The organism is Agrobacterium tumefaciens (assembly GCF_005221385.1).
Taxonomy (GTDB): domain Bacteria; phylum Pseudomonadota; class Alphaproteobacteria; order Rhizobiales; family Rhizobiaceae; genus Agrobacterium; species Agrobacterium tomkonis.
In genome coordinates this window covers 1,459,550-1,482,111 of record NZ_CP039904.1, presented here as the reverse complement: position 1 = coordinate 1,482,111, position 22,562 = coordinate 1,459,550, and the positions used below count along the sequence as shown (strand labels likewise).

Sequence of the window (22,562 nt, the reverse complement as noted above, 5' to 3'; positions counted from 1 at the left end):
TGCATGCGCCAGAACTCGACTGGCCGATTTCTCAGTGCTTCCGGCCACCCACACGCTAGATCAGGATGATCGAAATGCCCCGGTGATCCGTCGAAGCACGGCATTCGCGCTGTCGCCGGTGACGGTCGAAATCATCACGACATCCAGTTTCGGAAGTTCCGGTAGCGCGCGGCCCCTGACCTGCCGCACACCGGCGGGGGCTGCGCTTTGTGCCAGAAGCGCTATGCCAATCCCGGCTTCAGCCGCGGCTCCGACCGCTGTTGCGCCGGTGCCGACAAACGCCTCACGCCAGGGGATATCCGCTGTTTCCAGCGCCCGAAGCGCCATGGCGCGCAAATTGCAGGGTTCCGGTTGAAGCACCAGCGGCACCGGGAGGTTTGAAGGCAGATCAAAATCCTCGCTGCAATACCAGCCAAAGCTCTCCTGAAACAGAGGTTCCCCATCCCGGCGGATATCATCGTGCCGCAGCACCACGATCGCGTCGAGTTCTCCGGCATCATAGAGGTCAAGCAGGGTTCTTGTGCCGGCCGTACGAAGATGAAGCGTCACGCTCGTCTCGCACTCGCTGACGACCCGAAGTATCCGAGGCAGGTCGGCCCCGATCAGATGATGGGTGACGCCAATCGCCAGACGCGTTGGCTCCTGTTCAAAGACATCAAGCGCGCGACGACCGGCAGCGACATAGGCCCGCGCCGGCTCCAGGAAGCGTTCGCCTGCAGCCGTCAACCGCACGCGGCGTGGCGTCCGTTCGACGAGGCGATGCCCCAGCAAGTCTTCGAGCCGGCGCAAGCGCAGGGATATGGCCGCCTGCGTCGTATTCATAACGCCTGCGACCCGCGTGAACGACTGCAATTCGGCAACAAGAAGAAAAGCCTCGACGGCTTCAGGATCCAATGAGCGCATGACTTGCATAACAAGCTGTTATCGCTGAAACTTGCAAGCTCCTAATTCTGTCGGCTGACCAGAAAGGTTATCGCACGAAAACCCTGATAGGAGCTTTTCGTGTCGTCACAGATTTCTTTGTCCTCGCCCACACCCACGTCCGAGACCGATCCCCGGATCTGGGCAGTCCTTGCCGTGGCGGTCGGAACGCAAACCGCAGGCTCATTCGTATCGCAGGGAATTTACATTCTCGTGCCCTTCTGGCGGGAAGCATTCGGGGTCTCCCTCGCATCTGCATCGCTTGCCGTGACCGTTATGAACGGCGTCCAGATCGCGACAATGTTCATGCTCGGCCGCGCCATTGATATTCACGGTGAACGTCGCATCGTCGGCATTGCCATGCTCGGCATGGCGATCGCCATGGCCTGTGCAGCGGCATTCGCAGACAGCCTGCCCGCGCTGCTTGTTTGCATCGCTTTTCTGGGCGGCACCTATGCGGCCGTCCAACCGGGCGGCACGCGGGCGATCATGCGCTGGTTCCCACCTGCCAAACGCGGCATTGCCACAGGGTTCAGACAGGCGGCGGTTCCCTTTGGAACAATGATTGCAGCCGCTCTCCTGCCTTTCATGGCGGTCCGTTACGGGTGGCATGCCGCAGCATGGCTTTGCGCCGGTGTTTCCATTGTCGGCGCGGCGCTTTTCTGGGGGCTGTATCGCGAGGGAGGCGATTTGGCCGCAAAAACCGAGCGTCCACTATCTCTAGGCAAACTCGTCCGCATCGTCGGGCAGGATCGCAGCTTCTGGCCCGTATTGCGGCTCGGTATCGCCATGTCTGCGTTTCAATTCACCTTGACCGCACACGCGATCGGCTTCATGGCGGATGGATTGGGGCTAGGCCTTTTTGCCGCTTCTTCGATGTTTGCCGCCACGCAGCTTGCGGGCATTCCCGGCCGAATTCTCCTGCCCTGGCTCAGCGATCGTTTCCGGCCCGGTCTTCGCGGTCAATCCTTTGGCCTGGTATCCGTCATTGCCGCCGGCGCTGCGACAATCCTGGCGCTTCTTCCCATCGGCACTCCGCCGCTGGTGATCCTCCTGGTGCTCGCCATATTGGGGATATTCGGCATCGGCTGGTTTCCGCTTTATCTTCTGCAGATCGCCGAGAGCGCACCGAAAGGTTCGATAGCATCGACAATCGCCTTCGCGTCCACGATCTGTTTGGCTGTCATGGCAATTGGCCCCTACCTCTTCGGGCTGCTGGTCGACAGTTTTGGCTACGGGGCAGCGTGGTCGGTACTCATCTTGCCGGTGGTTGTGACAGCGCTGCCCCTGGCAATCTCGCTGCGCCCCTCCAGAACTCAGATTAGCTCATCGTAGACTAGCTGACTGCTTTGACAGGGAATGAGGCCGAAGCAAGTGCCTTGGTCAAAAAAAGTAAGGCAATTCCGCCGACACGCGCAGCACATCATTCGGCCTTCGAAAGCACACGTTGCTCCTCCGCCGCGGAAAGTGGGCCGCCGGCTTCGATAGACGTCAGATAGGTGTCAATTGTCTCCTGTGAAGACGCCGGAACATAACCGTCGGCCCTTGGTGACGATAGGGCGAGACGTGTTACCCAGGTGCCATCCGACCGGCAGGCAACGGCCAGGGTGTTTTCTTCCTGTCGTTTCAATTCGTATTCGCGGCAGAGTGCGCCCCGGCCATCGACAAAACTTGCGACGATGCGCAGCACTTCGGATTGACCGACTGCGATATCGCTGCCGGACGGTTGACGATCGAGCGCAGCAGACAATGCGCCCTTGACCGATGTGCCTGATTCGAGACCGCTACGCCCGGCGACAAAACCGCCAACACCGGTAATGACGGCGAGGACGGAGGCTGCAACCGGCATCAGCCAGCGCTGCCTGAAGCGGGATATCTCTGGCTTTTCCCGTCCGCGGAAAGCAATGACCTTGGCACCCTCCGTATCGGAACTGTTCGCTTCGGCGTCCTCAACCATGCGACGTACCGATGCAGCAAGCGCATCCGGCACCGGCTCATCGATCAGCGGCTTGAGCGTCGAGGCGAGCGCCGTCCGCGTGTCGAGGAAAACGGCAAGGCGTTCGACAAGCGCGTCATCCGTTTCGAGCGCGGTTTCAAGACGAAGGCTGGTCGCCTCGTCAAGTTCGCCATCGGCAAATGCCATCAATGTCTCGTCGTCAAAATGTTCCATGCTCATGCAACGCCGCCTTTCCTATCTGACGAACGTTTCTCCCCCAGACTTATTCCCGTCAGTTCCGCCAGATGTTTGCGTGCCCGCGCCAGCCGGCTCATGACCGTGCCGATGGGAATGGAGAGAACATCGGCCGTATCGCGGTAACTGAGCTCCTCGACGCAGACCAGAACCAGCACTTCGCGCTGCTCTTCCGGCAGTTTCTGCAGGGCCGCCACCACCTCCATCAGTTCCATGCGCGCATGCGTCGCTGCTTCTCCCGAAGGCACCGACACATCATGCGCCTTCTCGATCTCCTCCTGCGGACCAGCGGTCCTGGCACGGCGCAGATGATCAATCCAGAGGTTGCGCAGGATACGAAACATCCAGGCGTCGAATCGGGTATCGGGTGCAAAACTGTCGGCAGCAACGATTGCCCGCTCGCAGGCGGCCTGCACCAGATCGTCGGCCAATTCGCGTGAATGGCAGAGCGAAATCGCAAATCGACGCAGGTTCGGCAGGAACTCGACCAGCCGCTGCGGCACTGTGGGCGTTTCATTCGTCATGCGATTTGTTTGGCACGGAACGGAATAATCTGTCGAGCCAAACGTCTACCTGAGGTAACATTCCCACATATGTTCGGAATGTTTCGAGTATAATTTCTACCGGAGATAGCCATTTGTCGAAGACTGCACCGCTTCGTTTCGGGTTTTTAATCGTTATCCTCACCGCCGCCTTTTCACAGGCCGCGTTGCCGCTGCTGCAATCGGCAGGCATTGCTCCCGGTATTTCCGCAGCGCGCGCAGACGATGATGACGATGGCGGCGGCAATGACGACGATGGTGGCGGTAGCGGGTATGGCGGCTCGTCTGGAGGGGGAGACCGCGGGAGCGACAACCGGCGTCCCCGTGGCGATCTGCGTTCGCTTTTTGGCTGGCCGTTCCAGCGAGCGGAACAAAGGCCGCCGCAGCGAAGGACCGTCGCCGTTCCGGAACGCGCACCCGACAAAATACTGGCGCTCGGCCTCGACGATCCAGCGATAGCAAACCTGACGCAGGAAGGATTTGTCGTTGATGAACGAACGACCATAGCGCTTACCGGCAGCGAACTGATCAAGCTGACGATACCGCGGGGAATGACACTGGATACCGCGCGACAGGCTGTCATCGCGACAGCGCCTTCCGCATCCGTGGATTTCAACCATTTCTATCAGCCGGAACAGCAGGAAGCCTCTTCCTGTTCCGGTGATGGCTGCAGGCTCGTGAGACATATGGTCGGCTGGCCTCTCGATGGTGATCAGGAACAAACGGCAAGCTGCGCCGCTCCGTTGCCGATCGGCCTCATCGATACCGCCATAAACGCCGGACACGCATCATTCACCGACGCCGCGATTGAGGTCGTGCAGCTTGGTAATGGTGCGGAAGCGCCATCGGGTGAACAGCATGGAACCGCGGTCGCCGCCCTTCTGGTCGGAGCCGCGGGCAGCCGTGCGCCCGGCCTCCTGCCCGCCGGGCACCTCGTGGCGATAGATGCCTTCCAGCGCTATCGCAAGACGGCCGATATTGCCGAAACATACGATCTCATCCAGGCGCTCGACGTACTCGCCGCCAGAAAAATCCGGATCATCAACCTCAGCCTGAGCGGGCCTGCGAACACATTGCTCGAAAAGGCAGTGCGCGCGACGATCGACAAGGGCACGATACTGGTCGCCGCAGCCGGCAATGAAGGTCCGAACGCCAAGCCGGTTTACCCCGCAGCCTATGCGGATGTTATCGCGGTCACGGCCGTGGACAGAAGCATGAAGCCATATCGGCGCGCCGTTCGCGGGGAGCATATCGACATCGCAGCGCCAGGCGTCGGCGTGTGGACGGCCGCCTCCATTTCCGGCGGCAGACAGAAGAGCGGCACGTCTTTTGCCGCGCCCTTTGTAACGGCTGCGGCCTCGCTGCTGCTGGGCGCAAACCCGGACATGCGGCCGAACGACGTCGCAAATGCCCTGGCGCAGTCGGCAAGCGACATGGGCGCGCCGGGTAAGGACGCGATTTTCGGTTGGGGTCTGCTGAACGCACGAACATTGTGCCAGAGTTGAGCTTGCCAGCGTCACTCTATTTTTGCGTTATCCATGTGCAGCTTTAAAAAAATGCCCGGCGCGGGGCCGGGCATGAACGTCAGATCTTGATGGACGATATCAATCGTCATCGTCATCGTCATCGTCATCATCGTCGTCGTCAAAATCATCGTCGTCGTCGCGGGAACCGCCGCGGAAGTTCCGCCACCCGTCGTTGTCATAACGATAGCGGCGACTGAAGCGACGGTCATCATCGTCGTCATCGCCATCATCATCCACCAAAACGATGTGAGAGTGCGCGCGAAGCGGTGGCTGCGGCTGTATCGCCGTGGCGTATGCCGGAGATGCTGCAACCGTGAAGGTTACCGTGGCAAACAGCGCCACGGCACTTGCCGCAAAAATATGCCTCATGACGTTTCTCCTTTCATGTTTCATGTCGGTACCTGCCATGTCGGTACCTGGCGAGGAACGCGGCTGACGCGACTTTATTCCGCGCAAAGACATTTTCCTCAGGCCACCCCTGCCCCTCAAAAACTTGCCTCTGCTGGGAATATTCACCGTCATCGAACGTTCATAATCGGACATAGGGGAAAATTTGTGCCGCACGGGCGGCTCTCCCGATCCGAAACTGCCCTCTGATGACGGCGCGATGCAAAGGAGGCCACTGGTGGCACATCTCATGTCCTTGCCCACGGCAAATCTGAAGAAAGACCTGCCGACAACCGCCATGACCGAGGCTACGGTTTCCGTCCGGCGCCTCAAACAGATTGTTGCGATGCTGCTGACTGCCTTCGCCGCTGTGCTGATCTTTCTGGCGATCGACGACCTGACAATGCCGATGCGGGCGACACTCTTCATTTTTTTGTCGGCCATCATCGCCTGGACGGTCCTAGAACTGCCTGAAACGCCGGTTGCCCTGACCGGGGCTATCGCGCTTGCCGTCGTCGGCGCGATACCGGAAAATCTGGTTTACCAGTCGCTGGGCAATGACATCATCTGGCTTCTTCTGTCGGCCTTCGTGATTGCCGGCGTATTGCGGCATGTGGGTCTCATCGAGCAATTGACGGCACGACTGATGCCCAGAATGCGCAGCATAAGCTCGATGTTCTGGATGCTGACGTTTGTGACCTTCGCGACCGCCTTCGTCATTCCTTCCACCTCAGCCCGGGCCGCCATTCTCATGCCGGTGTATCTCGGATTGTCAGGCGCAATCGGCAATAGCCGCATTTCCCGTGCCCTCGGCCTGCTCTTTCCCACGATCATTCTCCTTTCCGCCGGCGCATCCCTGATTGGCGCGGGGGCGCATCTGGTTGCTGCCGGGTTCTTGGCCCGCCTGACCGGAACTCAGCCGGATTTCATCGGCTGGCTGGTGCTGGCCGGACCGTTTTCGCTCATCACCTGCCTGATCGCCTGCACCATCCTGCTGCATGTGTTTCTCACCAGAGAGGAACGCGACATGGTCCCGGACAGCAAAGCGGGCCTGGCGCGCATCGCCCCCTTTTCCAGAGAACAGATCATCGTCGCGGCTGTGGTCTTCTGCACGGTCCTGATGTTTTCCACCCAGTCCATTCACGGTGTCGGAATGGCGCTGATCGGCATGGTGGCAGCTCTTGTCCTCTGCGTGCCCGATGTCTCCGGCATGACGTTGAAAACAGCCTTGAAAACCGTCGAGTGGAATCTGCTTCTTTTCATGGCCGGCACGCTGGTCATCGGCGAAGCGCTGATCGAGACGGGCACGGCACAGATGCTGGCCGATCGGCTGGTGGCTGTTTTCCGCCAGAGCTTGATCACCGCACCTGATATCGTCATCTCATTTGCCGTGATTGTCGCCACCTTTTCCCATCTGGTGATCACCTCGCGCACGGCGCGGGTTACGGTTCTCGTTCCCGCCTTTGCATTACCCTTGTCTGGCCTTGGCGTGGATCCGGCCGTGCTTGTGATGGTGGTGACACTGGCAAGCGGCTTTTGCCAGATGACGATGGTATCGGCAAAACCGGTCGTTCTGTTCGGTGGAATGGAGCCCGCAGCATTCACTCAAGCCGACCTGCGCAAGCTTGGTTATTTCCTCCTGCCGCCATTCATATTCCTGCTCATCCTGTCGGCAATATTTCTTTGGCCGATGCAGGGCCTTTCGCAAAAAATCTAAAACAAACAATGAATTGCAATGAACCAAAGGCCGCGATATGCGGCCTTTTTTATTTATCCGACTAAATTTTTTAATCGCTGGAATAAGCGCTGATCGGCCACGTTTTCCCCAATGTCACATACTTGTCATGAAAGGATCTTCCCATGCCCTTCCGCGTTGTTGTTGCCCCCTCGGGCTTCAAGGAAAGTCTCTCAGCCGAACAGGCCGCCGATTGCATTGAAAAAGGTGTTCTGCGTGCATTTCCCGGCTCCGAGGTCGTCAAGGCACCCATGGCCGACGGCGGCGAAGGCTTTACCCGGGCATTGACCGGCGCCACCAATGGCACGATCCACCCGGTGACGGTGACCGGCCCGCTTGGACAACCCGTCTCCGCATTTATCGGATTCCTCGGCGGATGCCCTGAGCCGACGGCGGTCATCGAAATGGCCGCGGCTGCCGGTCTCAGCCTTGTTCCGCGTGATCGCCGCAATCCCTGCCTCACCACGAGCTATGGTGTCGGCGAACTCGTGCGCGCCGCACTTGACGGTGGCGCAAGACGGATATTGCTCGGCTGCGGCGACAGCGGCATCAATGATGGCGGCGCCGGCATGGCGCAGGCGCTGGGCGTCCGACTGCTCGATGCCGCCGGCCGCGACCTCGACCGTGGCGGTGCAGCCTTGGCGAAGCTGAACCGCATCGATCTCAGCAACCGAGATCCGCGCCTGTCCCAAGTGCGCATTGATGCCGCTGTGAACTGGCATAACCAGCTTCTCGGGGAGCGAGGTGTCGCCCGCGTTTTCGGGCCGCAGAAAGGAGCGACGCCGCAACAAGTGGAAGAGCTTGCTGCGGCGATGGAAATCTACGCAGAGCGCATAGAAGACGCCACCGGTCTCGATGTCGGCTCAGCACCGGGCGCTGGCGCATCGGGCGGACTGGGAGCAGCTGTACTGGGCCTGCTCTGCGGCAAGCTTCACCCCCGCTACGACATCGTCATGCAATATCTCGATGTTGATGATTATCTGCGTAACGCCGATCTGGTGATCACTGCCGAAGGAAGCCTCGACGGCCAGACCCCCTTCGGCAAGGTTCCAGCCGAAATCGCCCGTCGGGCCAAGGAGGCCGGCGTTCCGGTGGTCGCACTTGCTGGTACGATCGGCAAGGGCGTGAGGCTTAATCTCGAATACGGGATTGATGCCTTCGCCTCGATATTGACCCGACCGTGCTCCCTGGAGGACGCGATATCATCGGCACCGAAGCTTCTGGCCCGCGCGGCGGAGGATGCCGTCAGGATGATCATGATCGGGACAACCTTGCGCATAAGGGGAAGAGTTCGTGCTCCGTCCGCAATTGGAACCGGCATGTCCAGTTCCCGGTACTCCTGAGGAAATTCGCAGGCGCTCGCCCTTAAGCACGCAACCTCTCCCGATATCCGCCTGAACCGGCGCTGCCAAATGTGTATTGAGAAATACGCGGCAGCGCCCTCCGGGGAGGATATCATGACGTTTTCTGGCGGTTTCGCGCGGCATTGATGCCGCAACTCGCGCAGGAAGGCCACATCTATCCGAGAACGTACAGCATATCATTGCTTTTGGCCTCCGTGGAAAATGGCGGGTTGAGATGGCGTCCGGCACAGGGTATCAGATGCCCGGCCCCAAAGCGGGCCTTCCGCAAGCAACAAGGCGTATCCTGACATGATCCCGGACTTCCTCGTCACCCATTCCGGTGGCTTCCATGCTGATGAGCTTCTGTCCAGCGTCGTGTTGACCCGGCTTTTCCCCCAGGCCCGCCTCGTTCGCAGCAGGGCAGCCGAATGGATCACGCCCGGCGCGGACCGCATCATCTACGACGTCGGCGGCGCTTATGACCCGAAGGGGAGAATCTTCGACCACCACCAGCGCGGCGCGCCATTACGGGACGATGGTCAACCCTATAGTTCGTTCGGTCTGATCTGGAAGCACTTCGGCCGGGACTATCTTGTCGCCTCGGGCGTTCCAGAAGATCATATCGAGACCGTCCATGCCGCGTTCGATACCAGCTTTGTGCTGCCGGTCGATCTGGTCGATAATGGCGCGCTCAGCCCTTCCATCGCCGGGCCACTTGCCGGGCTAACGCTGCCTGTTTTGCTGGAAACCCTGAAACCTGTTTTTGACGAGACAGATCCCGACGCCGACAATCGCAGTTTCCATGCGGCGCTCGCCATTGCCCGCAGCTTCATCGAGGCGAAGATTGCCAACAGCGCTGCAAAATTGCGGGCTGAGGCGCTTGTGAACCGGGCTATCGTGGATGCCGGCGAAGGGCATATTCTGGAATTGCCAGTGGGAATGCCGTTCCGTCCCGCCATCGTGAAGTCGGGCGCCGACCATCTGCTGTTTGTCGTTCACCCCCGCAACAACGACTGGTGCCTGACCGGTATCCGTCGTGCCGATGAAGGATTTGAGCTGCGCGCGGATCTGCCAGCCGCCTGGGCAGGTTTGACGGACAAGGATTTGGAAGCGGTTTGTGGCGTCGAAGGAGCGAGCTTCTGTCACAACGGCCGGTTTGTCGCAGCGGCCAGAACCCGCGATGCTGCGCTAGCCATGGCGGAGTTAGCGGTGAAAGAGGCTCTCTCCCTCGGCAAGGAGGCCACAGCGATAAAGCCGTGACATAGCGGCCTATCCTGCTGCGTTGTTTGCGCACCAGCCGGCTGTTTTGGGAAAAGGCTCCATCGGATATCGACAGGCGCAAACTTTGGTGCTCCAAGCAAAGATGATACCTGACGCATTTCCACCAATAAACGACAGGCAAATTTCAAGGATCGCCTATGCTCGCTCTCACACACCTTCGTCACGGCACGACCGTAATGTGCATCACTTTCGCTATGCTCCAAGCCGGAAGCGCTGTGGCAGCCAAAACCGATCCTACATTTTATGATGCGGCGCTGTGCAATCCGCCATACTCGATGACATCTGCGACCGAGATTTACGATGCAGCGGAAAAGCTTGCAAAACCCGACACATCGTCACTGGGCGCGGCAATCTACACACTTCCCTTTCAGATCGGCCGTGATGGATTTGAAAGCGATGAAGTGTTCTTCGCCAATGGTGCGGTCGGCGTTTTGATCAAGGGCCAGCGTGCCGACGATCTGGCGGCGAAATATGATTTGAAGCCAGAAACTTCCGACCTGATGGGTACCTCCAGCAAAGGTTATGCACGGGAACTCTCGCAGGATCTGCAGCCCCCGGAAGGTCTGGCGGGCCCCGGAAAAGTCTCCATTGTGGCCCGGGAAGGTGACGCTCTTGGCGGCAAAACCCTGTTGGCCTGTGAATTCGCCCCGGACTGAATATCACCGGGCGACCTGCCAATGCCATTGCCTTGCCCTGGCGATCACGGCAGTGAATGAGCCTTAAACCCGTGCGGCAGCCGACGTCGATGCCGTTTCAGGCTTCGACTTAGGCGGCGGTTCCATCGTGATGGCTGCGCCATAGCCCCATACCTCTTGCACATCGCCATCGGCGTCTCAGCTTGGGTCTGTCACTGAATGAAATCAGTCTGGAACGGCGGCTGTCGCAGACATATCCTGCTGCGGCCACCGCTGCAGCGCTTCCCGCCCGGCGTCGGTCAGGTCATAAACTCCCCGATCGAGCCGTTCAAACCAGCCGTAAACATTCGCAAGCAAAATTTTTCCGGCATCCGGTATGCTGGCCCTGACCTGGCGCACGCGCAGCGGCCCTGATGCCAGCGCCAAAGCGCAGCCGAGCGCCTGCTGGCGGTAAGCGGTCATGATCGGCGCCCGGGTGCTGCCGCCGACTGCCGGATCTCCGCGTCGCCTCTGGTGTTCACGCATGAGCCGCGAACGCCGTTTTGGATTGGTTCGCGGCATCGGTGATACGGAACCGACAACAACGCTGACGTCACCGCTATCAGAAATCCCGAGCATGCCGATCCCAAGCCTGCGGCAAAGATCGCGGTAGCGCTTGTCGGCCTCCCGGCCTCTGCCCTTGGCTGAAATTCGGGCCGCAATCCATATCTCATCTGCAATAGCTGCGCGATCGACGGCCTGCAGAATGAGCTCCAGGTTAAAGCTGAGCTTTAGCTCGCAGATCACGACAACAGGCGGATCATCATCGCTCAAACCGACAAGGTCGCAACCGCCAACCTCACCTTTGACAGTGTAACCTGCCTTTTCAAGAAAGCCTTTGACGGGCAGATAAAGCGAAGTTTCCATGTGCCTGCAGGATCAAGTGATTATCCGGCCCCGAATACATCGTTCCACGTGCTCAGGACAACCTTTATAGCCGCCGACGCTGTTACAAATCGTCAGCGCTGGAGACAACCGCCCATAAATTTTCCCAGAGGATCGACATTCGCTGCGGCGTTGCGACAACGCTGCGCCCTCGACGAGGGCGAACACGCGATCCGTCGATCTTTCTATTTTAAAATATGATCCACTATATGGACCTTTGATCATTCGCGGCTACACCGCCATTCTCGATCAGTCGCGTCTGGGATTGACCGGGACGGTGATTATGCAGCGCCACGACGACGAGGTTCTGGAACGTTTCGGCGCAGCCATGGCCGCGCTTCCGGAGGTGCTGGAAGCCTATCTGACCACCGGCGAATATGATTATCTCATCAAGGCGGCATCTGGCAGCAGAATGCCCTCACTTCCGTTTGACCATACGCCGAAGCAGGGAGCCGGCCCGGCCCTTGCGAGGAGCAAGGTGGATATCGCTGACGAGTTTTGCGCCACCCTCCCGACGTTCCAGCGTGATCTTTCGGCTGTGGAAAGCTTCAAGCTCGGCACGATGCGCCACACTGACGATCGTGGCATCGGGCAATTCATCGATTACCGTCTGCATCATCTTGTCCTGACTCTTTTCGTCCAGGGCTGCGGTTGCTTCGTCCATGACGATGATGTCAGGATCGTTCAGCAACAGGCGAGCAAAGGTCAGCCGTTGCTTTTCACCACCCGACAGCGTCTGGTCCCACGGCGCCTCTTCTTCCACCTTGTCCTTGAGGTGACCAAGGCCAACTTTGTCGAGAGCTGCCCCTATCTCTTCGAGAGTCCAGCTCTCGGCCGCCTGCGGATAGCAGACCGCTCGACGCAGCGTACCTGACGGAATGTATGGGCGCTGCGGCAACATGAAAAGTCGACTGCCAGCGCGAAAACTCACGTCGCCACCGCCCCACGGCCACAGGCCGGCGATAGCGCGGACAAGCGTGCTTTTGCCCGATCCGGATTCCCCTGCGACCAGTACCCTTTCTCCCGGCCCGATTTCGACATCCGTCTCTTTGACGACAGCGGTACCGTCACCCAGCGAAACGGAAACATCCTTGAGGCTGAGCATTGTTTCGCCTTCCGTCTCACCGCGCACGATCCGACCGAGGGTGTCGCTCTGTTCGGCCCGCTCGAGACCATCAAGCGACATCATCAGGGATGCGACGCGCCGTGCGCATGCATTCCAGTCGGCCAGCCGGGGATAGTTGTCGACCAGCCAGCCAAAGGCGGATTGAACGATGGTGAATGCCGATGCGGATTGCATGACCTCTCCGAGCGACATGCTCCCATCGAGAAACTTCGGCGCGCAAAGCAGAACCGGCACGACGGGAGCGATCAGCATCGATCCATGCGACACGATCGTGGTGCGCATATATTGTAGCGCCATCAGCCGCCACTGCCGGCGCACATTGACAAACCTCTTGTCGAGGTCGCTCCGTTCTTCCTCTTCCCCGCCAAGCAGGGCGATGCTCTCGCCATTTTCCCTGACGCGCGTAAGCGTGTACCGGAATTCCGCCTCCAGCTGGTTCTTGACCTCGGACACTCGAACGAAGTTCCGGCCAATCAAAGCTATGGAACTAGATGTAACGACGGCGTAGATCACCGCCGCAACCACGAGAAAGCCGGGTATTGTAATCCACACTCCCGCCACCGACAGCGTCAACGCCCCGCCAATCGTCCACAGGACAACGATAAAGGTGGAAGCAGACACGAACGCGGCGATGACACCTGCGACAAAATCCACCGGCGCCTCGGTGGCGATCCGCATATCCTCCGACAGCCTCGCCTCAGGATTTTGATGATCGCCGTCAATCAGATTGAGTTGATAATAGCGGCCATTTGCAATCCATCGCGCGACCAAAAGCTTCGTCAGCCAAGAACGCCAGCGGCGCTGGATCAGCATTCTGGCATAGACTTGGGACGTCACGATCAAGACGCTTCCCAGGACCAGCGGCGGAAAGACGGATCCGAGAAAATAGACGGTAGATGCGTCCCTTTTTTCAATCGCATCAAAGATCCCACGATTCCAGACATTGATGCCATATTGGAAACCGACATTTATGCCGATCATCGCCAGCAGCCCGAGCGAGAACGGCCACGCCAGCCTATCACCACGGCGGCTCCAGTAACCTCGCGCGCTGATCCAGAAGCGCTTCAGCAGATATCTCTTTCGAGCCTGCTCGGCCTCCTCCGGCGTCAACCCCGAAGCAGGCTCTATTTCCTCGGGCGGGAGGGGATCATCAATGTCACGATCTTCCGTCATGGGCGCGTTTTTCGCACCATTCTGGCCGGTGCCATCGACCGGTTTCGGGTTTGCATCAGCATCGGTCATGGATGCTTAAACGAACGGCAGTTTGAAAGGTTTCACGGCTGCGTGACGGGTCGCAACAAATGGTTTCGCCAATACATATCTTCAGCGGCACCCGCCAAAATCCACACCGAAAGCTACAATCGAGACTCGATATCCAACACCAGCTTTTTCAGCAGCGCCGCAAGATTTTTGCGCTCCTCAGGACTGAGGCCTTGCAGGAAACCCACTTCGCTTGCCATGTCTTCGCGAAACGCTTTTTCGGCCAGATCAATGCCGGCCGGCGCAAGACATACGACGATACTGCGCCCATCGAGCCTCGATTTCCTGCGCTCGATGAGACCGGCCTTTTCCAATCGGTCAAGCCGGTGCGTCAGGCCACCCGACGAGAGCATCAGCGTTGTGTACATCTCCGTTGGCGTCAATTGGTAGGGCGGTCCCGACCGGCGCAATGTTGCGATAACATCGAACTCCCCACGATCAAGGCCGAAACGGGCAAACGTGTCTTCGATAGACGGTGCCAAAAGGTTGCTCAGCCGTTTGGCTCTTCCGAAAATGGCCATCGGCTCCGTATCGATATCCGGTAATTCCTGCGCCCATTGGCCACGGAGACGATCGACATGATCCCCCTTGTCAGCTTCGACCGTGCGATCCGTCATCGTCTTCGCCTGCTTCATCTCTTCACCCCATCATCAACCTGAAAACCATATACGGCTTCGCCTGCTCCGTGAATATATCTTTGCGAGAAGATAAATGTCTTGACGAGAAGATAAATTAGAAATATATCTTCTCGCGAAGATAATTCTATCTCAGGGAGGAGATCAGATGTTTTCCATCCGCCGTCATCAGGAACCGAAAGCTGGCGAGAGCCGAACGGTACGTTATGAAGGATGCGAATACGGAAGTGCCGTATCCATCTTTCTCGTCAACGCCGATCCGGGTCGCGGGCCTGAACTGCACGTTCACCCCTATGCGGAAACATGGGTCGTTCGAAAAGGCGAGGCCGAATTCACCATCGGCGATCGCCGGGCGCATGGTTCATCCGGCGACATCATTGTCGGACCTGCCAATATTCCCCACCGCTTCGAAAATATCGGCGCTGACCGGCTGGAGATCATCTGCATCCATCCGAGTGAGACCTTCCAGCAGACTTTCCTGTAGTCCCGTTCCACCATGAGGAGAAAGACAATGGCCAAAATGATTTTCCTGAACCTGCCGGTGAAAGATCTGGCTGCCTCAACCGCCTTCTATGAGGCAATCGGCTGTGCGAAGAACGAGCAATTCTCCAACGAAGACGCTAGCTCGATGGTGTGGTCTGAGACCATCACATTCCAGCTTCTGCAGCTTGATTATTATAAAACCTTCACCACCAAACCGATCGCCGATGCCCACACAACAAATGGCATGCTGATCGCCCTTTCGCGCGACAGCCGAGACGAGGTCGACGCCATGGTTGAGGCCGCGGCAAAAGCCGGCGGGCAAGCGGATGTTCGAGAGCCGCAGGATTTAGGTTTCATGTATCTTCGCACCTTCGCCGATCCCGATGGTCACGTATTCGAGCCGGCCTACATGAATTTGGGCGATGACGGCTGACCTGTGATGGGCATTTAGGGCACTATAATCCGGGTGCTGCAACGCCTTTGCCGGCCCCGTACGACTCTCCAAAAAACTCTGCCGCGCGGACATCACACTGCGCAGCAGATCGTCAAATATATTTGCGCTTAGCCCGTAACTTTGCGGAGTGATTTTTCAATCTCTCCTCCGCAATAAGCATCACCATAGTCTTCGAAACTCCGGCGGCTCAAGGCGGCCAGCGGAGCTGTAGTCCCCACCCGACAGGAAAGGCCCCAGATGACTGGCGAAGTATCTTCGATAATGCCTTTAATGACTGGAAAGCGTTCAGCCATCGTCGTCCACAGCAAGGCGGTAACGATATCTGCGACGCCGGCTTTCTCCGTTCCAAGCATAAACCCGGAGTGAGCGGTCAGACCGTTTCTTGCCCCGGTATCTTCAAAAATGCGGAGCCACTTCCGTAAACGAGGGACGAACTCCTCCCATTTTTCTGGCGTCCACATCTCGCGCCCACCGCTGAGCGTCAGCTCATCAAGGACGTCGTTGGCGTCGTTTACCACTTTGGCGCTGAGTGCGCGGCCCTCGGTCGCCGCCGGCAGGATATCCAGCCGCTCACCCAGATAGAGGGCGATTGCCGGCATCTGCGAGATGGCGAAATTGCGCTCGCGATCAATCAGGACCGGTGGCCCCATGAAAGCTATCGGCTGCTTCCCCACCTCACGATGCATAATATCGTCTATCGCATCGACACCATGTTCATCCCAGGAGCACCCGCCATGGGCCAGAATTCCCCTGATGAACTGGCCTCTAAACGGAACTGGCCAGTAATAAAGGTCGAAATCGCTCATATCGTCCTCCTGCTCATTACGCAAACCACTAACGGCACTGGCTATCGCCAGTTCCACCACGGCGCCCTGTAAAGACGGGTCGCTGCACGCAGCCGTCGGCTGGATGTTCTAACGCATTGCTGACGATGACAACCGGGCGCGCCTGGGCTCAGAGCTATCAGCCGTGACTTCAATCCCTTGGTTCGAAGATCATGCGTATCAGGGTTCCGTCAGTCGCCGCGGCGCTGATTGCGCCTGCAATCAACCGGAGCGGTCCGCGCGCGACAAGCGTTTCCGGCAAAGGCGTTTTTCCAGGGCCTGGATCGATAAAGGCTGAACACTCGTCATCCGAATTCAGCATCGCCATGAACGATGTCGCGACAAGGTGCTGGCCGCAAGCGGCGCATCGCAGAATATACGAGCCGAAATGGACAACAGATTCGGTTTCCTCCAATCCGCACGCGGTGCAGGCCAGCATGGTGTTCATTGCAAAACATATCCCGAGCGCATCTGACGGTGCCCCTACGACGCCGCGGCCAAAATGATCGCAATAGCGAGTAGTAACGGCCCCATCCACTTGAAGTGCCGGACCACCGGCAGCTGCTGTGTCGGATTTTTCGATAGGGGCAGATGACCGAAACCTACGGCGGTCATCCACAGACCGGCGCAAAACATGATGAATTCGTCGATATAAGCAGCGATCATAGCTTCCCCCAGCGACGAGTGGACATGTCATCCACCGGCTATTCCTTCCCGATTGCTTCAAGCCAGATACTGACGGCGACTGCGCCCGCGTCGGGGTGCCCGACAGCCCGTTCGCCAAGATAGCTTGCGCGCCCAAGCCGTGGCTTCATGGAAGTCGTCGCCTCGGCGCCCGCGATGCCCGCCGCCACTGCGGACCGCCAGGCCTCTTCCGTCGAAGCTCCCGAGGCAAGTTTATCCCGAAACGTTTCCGCCGCCGGATGAAGCGCATCTATCATCGTGCGATCCCCTGGCTTCGCACCGCCAAGTTCCGAGACCGCGATAACCGCCGCTACAAATGCTTCCGCCATCTGCTGAGCCGTCGGGCTTTCAATCCCGGCAAGATGGCGCGAAGCGCGCATCAGCGCCGTAGCGTAAAAGGGTCCCGAACTTCCGCCGATCGCCCTGCGCATCGCATTCGCCATCGCCATCAGCCCGTCGGCGACGTCTCCGAAATTTTCCTTTGGCAGTGCAAGTATCGCCTCAGCACCACGAACCATGCTTGCGCCAAGGTCACCGTCACCCGCAACACTGTCCAACTGCGTCAGTTTGGGCTCTGCTGCAATCAAGGCTTTGGCAATCCGATCTGCGGCGGAGCGCAGTCGATCACCGGCTGCGGTCATCGTGTTTCCGACAGGCAGGCTCTTCTCGGCACTTGCCGAGAGCAGGATCCGCTCGCGGTTCACCACACCGCCGCGTGGCCATGCGCTGGCATCGGTTGGCGCATCGATGAGGCTGAGCGCTGCCTCGTCGACATGCATGAGCGACAACGAAAAACCCGGCATGTCCAGAGCGGAAAGGAAGGTACCGGCCCACGCCCGCTCAACCACAACACCCTTTTTTTCCAGTTGGGTGACCGCAGATCGCGCCACGATCGCGAGCTCCATTGGCGGCGTTGATCCCAGCCCGTTGACCAGCAACGCGACCCGGTCTCCGCTCTTCAGCCCGCTATCCGCTTCGATCGTTTCGAGGACCAGTTTCACCAGCTCATCCGCCGAGGCGATGGGCATCCGCCGGACGCCCTGTTCGCCATGAATTCCGAGCCCGACTTCGATTTCCGCTTCGCCAAGCACAAAGCCCGGCCTGCCCACCGCGGGCAGAGTGCAGGAACCCAGCGATACACCCATGGAGGATATTTTTTCGGCCGCGTCCCGTGCAATCCGGGCCACCTCATGCAGGGGAAGTTCTTGCTCGGCGGCCGCGCCAGCGAGCTTGTGGACTAGGATAGTGCCTGCAATACCTCGGCGACGGTCAGCGGGAACCGTGTCCTTTAATGCAACATCATCGGCAACGACCACAATCTCGACCGGAATTCCTTCCGCCCTTGCCAGTTCGACTGCCAGTCCGAAATTCAGCCGGTCACCCGTGTAGTTCTTGACAATGACCAAGGCGCCAGCAGGTCCAGCCGCAGCCCTTATACCGGCAAGAACCGCATCGGTGCTTGGCGACGTGAAGACATCGCCTGCAACGGCAACAGTCAGCATGCCCGCGCCGACATAACCTGCATGAGCCGGTTCATGTCCACTACCCCCGCCCGACAGAACCGCCACCTTGCGCTTTTCCGTTTCCGGAAGGCCAGAGCGGATAACCACGTTCTCGTCTGCAAGCAGGACTGTGGCAGGGCTGAGCGCCACCACACCTTCGAGCATGTCCCGCACAACGGTGGATGGGTCGTTGATGAGCTTCTTCATGCCGTATTCCTCGATTCAGGTCGCCGGTTGCTGGTGGAGGACGAGCCTTACCCCCTGCTGGCCCTGAACAAGCACGATCTCCCGGCCAATTTCAAGCTCGGGCGTTCGCCACTTGCGAACCGCTGCCCAATAAAATGTTGCAAGAAAAGGCCCGCATAAATGGGCTGCTGGTTTGTAAACCAATCAGCGCATCATGCGCAAAGTTTGAGTTGACCGTTTTAAATGGTGAGGTGACACTTGCAGCCATGGACAGGGAGGAAGATGATGGATGAGGCACAGCAATGGCGCCACATGGCAAGTGCGCCCAAAAACGGCAACCGGATCCTCGTAACGATACGCTCGTCAGAACAGGGGCCTGCCCAGGTGGATCTTGCATATTGGGCGAAGAGCGACCGGTTCGGCTCGGAAGGCTGGCGCGCTTCAGACTCGTCACCGGGCCGGATCATCGAATATGCCGAGCCGGAATTGAAGTGTTGGATGCCGGTTCCCCTGGCCAATGCCGATGGTCTCGCAATGCCATCCCCCTGGAAAGGCGAGGATGATCGCGAACTCGATGGATCGGGGATTTGAGAGAGGGTACGGCCATATTCCGATATAGAGAACATTGTCGATCGTCGTCTCTCGATGGCCGACCGGCGGTATAGAGTATCTGCGACCCCTGACTGAGCGGCCTACACGCCGCCATGACTAAATATTCAAACCTTGAAGCAATTCTCACGATGCCACTGGAGAAAATGTGGGTGTGGCTGCTCAATCGATCGAAACGGCACGATCGCTCGCCCTGTCTTGTTGATCAAACCGCGGATTCTCTCTCGATCATTGGCCTGCCGTGAAATCAGGATCTCAAGTTTATCGGAGAGACCGATTAACCCACGATCGAACATCCAGTGCGCCGTTCCTGAAAGGGCGATGCCATTGCAAAGTATATCAGGGCCATTTGCCTCCACCGGACGTATATGCGCAGCATCGACTTCCGCACGTCCACCGCCATTGATAAGCTTCAGGCCCGTGATCGCACAGCGCTTGTCGTAAGCCTGCAAAACGAGCCGGCGAAACAGGCGATCTCGCACAATTCGTGACGAAAGCTGGGCAACACGCTCACGCTCTTCTTCGACCACGAAGGGCGCCTGAACCCGGTCGTCAAATCCGTTAGAAAGCCGCATCTCTCTCGGCTCGTCCAAACGCGGCAACTCGGGTTCCAGCTCATCCAGGCCAATCGACACGATGCGATTGAAGTCCGCCGCTGATATCGGGCGTACTGCCGCCTGTGCCCTACCAGAAATCCGGCCCTCTTCATTCAACAGACCGCGCTCGATGACGCCGTCTGGCCCACCGAACGGAACAGGATTGATAAAATCAAGGTAACTTCCCGGCTCAATCAACGCCAGATACATGCCGGCCGCCTTAGTGTCCGAAATGATCTGGGCGACTTTGGCGACAGCAAAATAACCACGCGTCGCTGCAACCTTGCGCGGCTCATAATAGATGATCCAATCACCGAGACAAGCTTGTACACGACCGAGATATTGGCTCGGAAACTGGTACTGTTCAGCCGGACTGTCGTCGTAAATTGAATCTGAGCGATGAATGAAAATTCCGAATCCCATACCCGAATATTAGCACGACCAGGATACAACAGCGCAATGCGCCTTCTCACTTAAAGCGAAATCATTGAGCACCAACTCGTGTATGGCATAGACTTCGCATGTCGCCGGAGCCATCATAGTGCCAGAGGCTGGCGTCTTTTCGGAGAGGGAAGGACGAGTTCGGAAGTCATCCGTATCTTAGTCATTGCGGGTTCGATCTACCTGTTGGCTCAGTTGGATGCCATGCTTACATTACTGGCCCTGCTTACATTACCGATTGCGCGCCTCCGGAGGATAAATCGAATGGAAGTAAGATTTCTCGCTGAGGCTTTTCTCGCCCTCATGCTTTCCACCGCTATCGCCTCTGCCCAGCAGGCGTCCGACATGGTCGCGCCCGAGAAGGCGACTGATGTCGCGACGGCCAGACGTGTCGAGTCAGGAAGCTTCATGGTCGCGGCTGCCAATCCGCTGGCGGCCGAGGCTGGGCGCGACGTGATCGCCGCGGGCGGCAACGCCATTGATGCTATGGTGGCGGTGCAGTCCGTGCTGGGCCTCGTTGAACCGCAGAGTTCTGGTCTCGGCGGCGGTGCCTTCCTCGTCTATTATAATGCGAAAAGCGGCAAGCTGACGACGTTGGACGGCCGGGAGACGGCGCCGATGGAAGCCTCGCCAAAACTCTTCCTGGATGACAAAGGTCAGCCGCTTAAATTCATGGACGCAGTCATCGGCGGCCGTTCCGTTGGCACGCCGGGAACGGTGCGACTTTTAGAGGAAGCGCACAGACGCTATGGAAAGGCGGAATGGGCAAGCCTGCTGAAGCCGGCGGAAAAACTGGCGACCGAGGGTTTCAAAGTCTCGCCGCGTCTTGCCTCCCTGATCGCGTCCGAGGGCGATCGGTTGAAGAAATATTCAGAGCCCCGGTCCTATTTCTTTGACACATCAGGGGCCGCCCTGCAGACCGGCACGCTGTTGAAAAACCCAGCCTATGCCGAGACGCTTGCCGCTCTCGCCAAAGGTGGCGCCGATGCCTTTTACAAGGGGCGAATTGCCGAGGCTATCGTCAAGACCGTGCGCGAGGTGTCCGACAATCCCGGTGTGCTGTCGCTTTCCGATCTTTCCAACTATCGCATCATCGAGCGCGAGCCGGTCTGTTTTATCTATCGCGCACTTGATGTTTGCGGCATGGGACCACCATCGTCGGGCGGCATCGCCATCGGCCAGATGCTCGGCATGGCGGAGAATTTTGATCTCAAGTCCCTGGGGCCGAGAAATGTCGAAAGCTGGCGCATTATCGGCGACGCGCAGCGTCTCGCCTTCGCCGACCGTGAGCGTTACGTCGCTGACACCGATTTTGTGCCATTGCCGATCAAGGGCCTGCTGGACAAAACGTACCTGGGCGAGCGGGCAAAGCTGCTCGACGGCGACAAGGCGTTGGCCACCGATGCCGTCAAGGCCGGTGAGCCGGAATGGGACCACGCGCTCCTTTTCGGCCGGGATGCCGCGCTCGAATTGCCCTCCACCAGCCATTTTGTCATTGCCGACAAGGAGGGCAACGTGGTCTCGATGACAACAACGATCGAAAGCGGCTTCGGCTCGCGTCTGATGACGAATGGCTTCCTGCTCAATAACGAGTTGACGGACTTTTCTTTCAAGACCCATGATGGCGGCCTGCCGATCGCCAACCGTGTCGAGCCCGGCAAACGGCCGCGTTCCTCCATGGCCCCGACTATCGTGATGAAGGATGGAAAACCGCTGCTCGCCATTGGTTCGCCCGGCGGCAGCCAGATCATCGGCTATGTGGCGCAGGCGCTCATCGCCTACATTGACTGGGGTATGCCGGTGGAAGTGATCGTCGCCCAGCCGCATCTCATCAACCGGTTCGGCACCTATGACATAGAGGCCGGCACCAGCGCGGAAGATCTGGTCGGTCCGCTGAAGGCACTGGGCTACGAGGTGAAACCGGGTGAGATGAATTCCGGTTTGCATGCTATCGAGATGACCGCCCGAGGTTTGGCCGGCAGTGCCGATCCACGACGCGAAGGAGTGGTTGTGGGGGAATGAGAAACGGCGCGCGGCGGACACCGGCGCAAAAAGGGGTGAGGACCTTGTCTCCATCTTGACTACTAGCGTCTTTCAAAAGCTCGGCTGCGCCAACGGGCGTCGTTTCAATATCGTGGTTGACCTCACACGCTGCTGAACCCGGCTATCCAGCCCCGTAGAAAAAATCTTTCGGTTTGCCACCAATAATCGGAATGGTCTTTGCCGCGCCCGGTTCGCGGCAGGGATATCGTCGCGATGGCAATCGGGCCTGCCTTG

22 protein-coding genes and 1 pseudogene are annotated in these 22,562 nt (G+C 58.7%); 11 read left to right on the top strand and 12 right to left on the bottom strand.

Going from position 1 to position 22,562, the window contains the following annotated elements; genetic code table 11:
- Nucleotides 1–60 precede the first annotated feature (60 nt).
- Nucleotides 61–912: a LysR family transcriptional regulator gene (locus CFBP6623_RS22055; RefSeq protein ID WP_046801058.1), complete on the bottom strand. Its 852-nt coding sequence runs from the start codon at nucleotides 910–912 to the stop codon at nucleotides 61–63.
- 90 nt (nucleotides 913–1,002) lie between these two features.
- Between CFBP6623_RS22055 and CFBP6623_RS22050 the strand changes: the two genes are divergently transcribed.
- Nucleotides 1,003–2,256, top strand: a complete 1,254-nt coding sequence (locus CFBP6623_RS22050; protein WP_046801059.1) for an MFS transporter — start codon at nucleotides 1,003–1,005, stop codon at nucleotides 2,254–2,256.
- Between the two features lie 88 nt (nucleotides 2,257–2,344).
- On the opposite strand, the gene CFBP6623_RS22045 is transcribed toward CFBP6623_RS22050, so the two are convergent.
- Complete coding sequence (locus tag CFBP6623_RS22045) at nucleotides 2,345–3,097, bottom strand: anti-sigma factor family protein (RefSeq protein ID WP_046801060.1); 753 nt, start codon at nucleotides 3,095–3,097, stop codon at nucleotides 2,345–2,347.
- A complete protein-coding gene (locus CFBP6623_RS22040) occupies nucleotides 3,094–3,636 on the bottom strand; it encodes an RNA polymerase sigma factor (RefSeq protein ID WP_046801061.1) in 543 nt (180 codons plus the stop codon). Before CFBP6623_RS22040 ends, CFBP6623_RS22045 begins: the two co-directional genes overlap by 4 nt.
- Nucleotides 3,637–3,749: 113 nt before the next feature.
- Between CFBP6623_RS22040 and CFBP6623_RS22035 the strand changes: the two genes are divergently transcribed.
- Nucleotides 3,750–5,159, top strand: coding sequence for a S8 family serine peptidase (locus tag CFBP6623_RS22035; RefSeq protein WP_232370459.1), 1,410 nt, complete (start codon nucleotides 3,750–3,752; stop codon nucleotides 5,157–5,159).
- A 99-nt stretch (nucleotides 5,160–5,258) separates the two neighbouring features.
- On the opposite strand, the gene CFBP6623_RS26950 is transcribed toward CFBP6623_RS22035, so the two are convergent.
- Nucleotides 5,259–5,588, bottom strand: coding sequence for a hypothetical protein (locus tag CFBP6623_RS26950; protein ID WP_200960482.1), 330 nt, complete (start codon nucleotides 5,586–5,588; stop codon nucleotides 5,259–5,261).
- 217 nt (nucleotides 5,589–5,805) lie between these two features.
- On the opposite strand from CFBP6623_RS26950, the gene CFBP6623_RS22025 reads away from it, so the two are divergent.
- From CFBP6623_RS22025 to CFBP6623_RS22010, 4 genes are all read left to right on the top strand, one after another.
- Nucleotides 5,806–7,284, top strand: a complete 1,479-nt coding sequence (locus CFBP6623_RS22025) for an SLC13 family permease (RefSeq protein ID WP_232370458.1) — start codon at nucleotides 5,806–5,808, stop codon at nucleotides 7,282–7,284.
- 143 nt (nucleotides 7,285–7,427) lie between these two features.
- Nucleotides 7,428–8,645 carry a glycerate kinase gene (locus tag CFBP6623_RS22020; RefSeq protein ID WP_080842912.1) on the top strand — a complete coding sequence of 406 codons (1,218 nt, stop codon included), beginning with the start codon at nucleotides 7,428–7,430 and terminating at the stop codon, nucleotides 8,643–8,645.
- A 309-nt stretch (nucleotides 8,646–8,954) separates the two neighbouring features.
- The gene (locus CFBP6623_RS22015) at nucleotides 8,955–9,905 is read left to right on the top strand and encodes an MYG1 family protein (protein WP_046801062.1); all 951 of its coding nucleotides are present in this window, start codon (nucleotides 8,955–8,957) and stop codon (nucleotides 9,903–9,905) included.
- Nucleotides 9,906–10,063: 158 nt separating this feature from the next.
- Nucleotides 10,064–10,582: a hypothetical protein gene (locus tag CFBP6623_RS22010; protein ID WP_046801063.1), complete on the top strand. Its 519-nt coding sequence runs from the start codon at nucleotides 10,064–10,066 to the stop codon at nucleotides 10,580–10,582.
- Between the two features lie 204 nt (nucleotides 10,583–10,786).
- Here the strand turns inward: CFBP6623_RS22010 and CFBP6623_RS22005 are convergent, their stop codons facing one another.
- Nucleotides 10,787–11,467 (bottom strand): DUF2161 domain-containing phosphodiesterase, encoded by a 681-nt coding sequence (locus CFBP6623_RS22005; protein ID WP_046801064.1) that lies wholly within the window; start codon nucleotides 11,465–11,467, stop codon nucleotides 10,787–10,789.
- Nucleotides 11,468–11,768: 301 nt separating this feature from the next.
- Here CFBP6623_RS22005 and CFBP6623_RS27270 point away from each other — a divergent pair.
- Nucleotides 11,769–11,873 (top strand): annotated as a pseudogene (locus CFBP6623_RS27270) (Lrp/AsnC ligand binding domain-containing protein); the annotation flags it as partial.
- A 30-nt stretch (nucleotides 11,874–11,903) separates the two neighbouring features.
- Here the strand turns inward: CFBP6623_RS27270 and CFBP6623_RS21995 are convergent.
- Together CFBP6623_RS21995 and CFBP6623_RS21990 are read right to left on the bottom strand one after the other, a co-directional pair.
- On the bottom strand, nucleotides 11,904–13,853 hold the full coding sequence (locus CFBP6623_RS21995; RefSeq protein WP_046801065.1) for an ABC transporter ATP-binding protein/permease: 1,950 nt from the start codon (nucleotides 13,851–13,853) through the stop codon (nucleotides 11,904–11,906).
- A 113-nt stretch (nucleotides 13,854–13,966) separates the two neighbouring features.
- Nucleotides 13,967–14,506 carry a MarR family winged helix-turn-helix transcriptional regulator gene (locus CFBP6623_RS21990; protein ID WP_046801066.1) on the bottom strand — a complete coding sequence of 180 codons (540 nt, stop codon included), beginning with the start codon at nucleotides 14,504–14,506 and terminating at the stop codon, nucleotides 13,967–13,969.
- Nucleotides 14,507–14,654: 148 nt separating this feature from the next.
- Between CFBP6623_RS21990 and CFBP6623_RS21985 the strand changes: the two genes are divergently transcribed.
- Both CFBP6623_RS21985 and CFBP6623_RS21980 read left to right on the top strand, forming a co-directional pair.
- The gene (locus CFBP6623_RS21985; RefSeq protein ID WP_046801067.1) at nucleotides 14,655–14,990 is read left to right on the top strand and encodes a cupin domain-containing protein; all 336 of its coding nucleotides are present in this window, start codon (nucleotides 14,655–14,657) and stop codon (nucleotides 14,988–14,990) included.
- A 27-nt stretch (nucleotides 14,991–15,017) separates the two neighbouring features.
- The gene (locus tag CFBP6623_RS21980; RefSeq protein WP_046801068.1) at nucleotides 15,018–15,422 is read left to right on the top strand and encodes a VOC family protein; all 405 of its coding nucleotides are present in this window, start codon (nucleotides 15,018–15,020) and stop codon (nucleotides 15,420–15,422) included.
- Between the two features lie 128 nt (nucleotides 15,423–15,550).
- Here CFBP6623_RS21980 and gst read toward each other — a convergent pair whose 3' ends face one another.
- The 4 genes from gst to CFBP6623_RS21960 all read right to left on the bottom strand — a co-directional run bounded on the left by gst (nucleotide 15,551) and on the right by CFBP6623_RS21960 (nucleotide 18,660).
- Nucleotides 15,551–16,249, bottom strand: a complete 699-nt coding sequence (gene gst, locus CFBP6623_RS21975; RefSeq protein ID WP_046801069.1) for a glutathione S-transferase — start codon at nucleotides 16,247–16,249, stop codon at nucleotides 15,551–15,553.
- Nucleotides 16,250–16,418: 169 nt separating this feature from the next.
- Entirely contained in the window at nucleotides 16,419–16,715 is a 297-nt protein-coding gene (locus CFBP6623_RS21970) for a hypothetical protein (RefSeq protein WP_046801070.1), read from the bottom strand.
- 35 nt (nucleotides 16,716–16,750) lie between these two features.
- Nucleotides 16,751–16,933, bottom strand: a complete 183-nt coding sequence (locus CFBP6623_RS21965; RefSeq protein WP_046801071.1) for a hypothetical protein — start codon at nucleotides 16,931–16,933, stop codon at nucleotides 16,751–16,753.
- A 38-nt stretch (nucleotides 16,934–16,971) separates the two neighbouring features.
- On the bottom strand, nucleotides 16,972–18,660 hold the full coding sequence (locus CFBP6623_RS21960) for a dihydroxyacetone kinase family protein (RefSeq protein WP_046801072.1): 1,689 nt from the start codon (nucleotides 18,658–18,660) through the stop codon (nucleotides 16,972–16,974).
- A gap of 264 nt (nucleotides 18,661–18,924) precedes the next feature.
- Here CFBP6623_RS21960 and CFBP6623_RS21955 point away from each other — a divergent pair, with 264 nt between their 5' ends.
- Entirely contained in the window at nucleotides 18,925–19,230 is a 306-nt protein-coding gene (locus CFBP6623_RS21955) for a hypothetical protein (protein ID WP_046801073.1), read from the top strand.
- A gap of 125 nt (nucleotides 19,231–19,355) precedes the next feature.
- Here CFBP6623_RS21955 and CFBP6623_RS21950 read toward each other — a convergent pair whose 3' ends face one another.
- Nucleotides 19,356–20,267 carry an HNH endonuclease gene (locus CFBP6623_RS21950; protein ID WP_080842911.1) on the bottom strand — a complete coding sequence of 304 codons (912 nt, stop codon included), beginning with the start codon at nucleotides 20,265–20,267 and terminating at the stop codon, nucleotides 19,356–19,358.
- A gap of 282 nt (nucleotides 20,268–20,549) precedes the next feature.
- Here CFBP6623_RS21950 and ggt point away from each other — a divergent pair, with 282 nt between their 5' ends.
- Nucleotides 20,550–22,307 carry a gamma-glutamyltransferase gene (ggt, locus tag CFBP6623_RS21945; RefSeq protein WP_046801075.1) on the top strand — a complete coding sequence of 586 codons (1,758 nt, stop codon included), beginning with the start codon at nucleotides 20,550–20,552 and terminating at the stop codon, nucleotides 22,305–22,307.
- Nucleotides 22,308–22,562 lie beyond the last annotated feature (255 nt).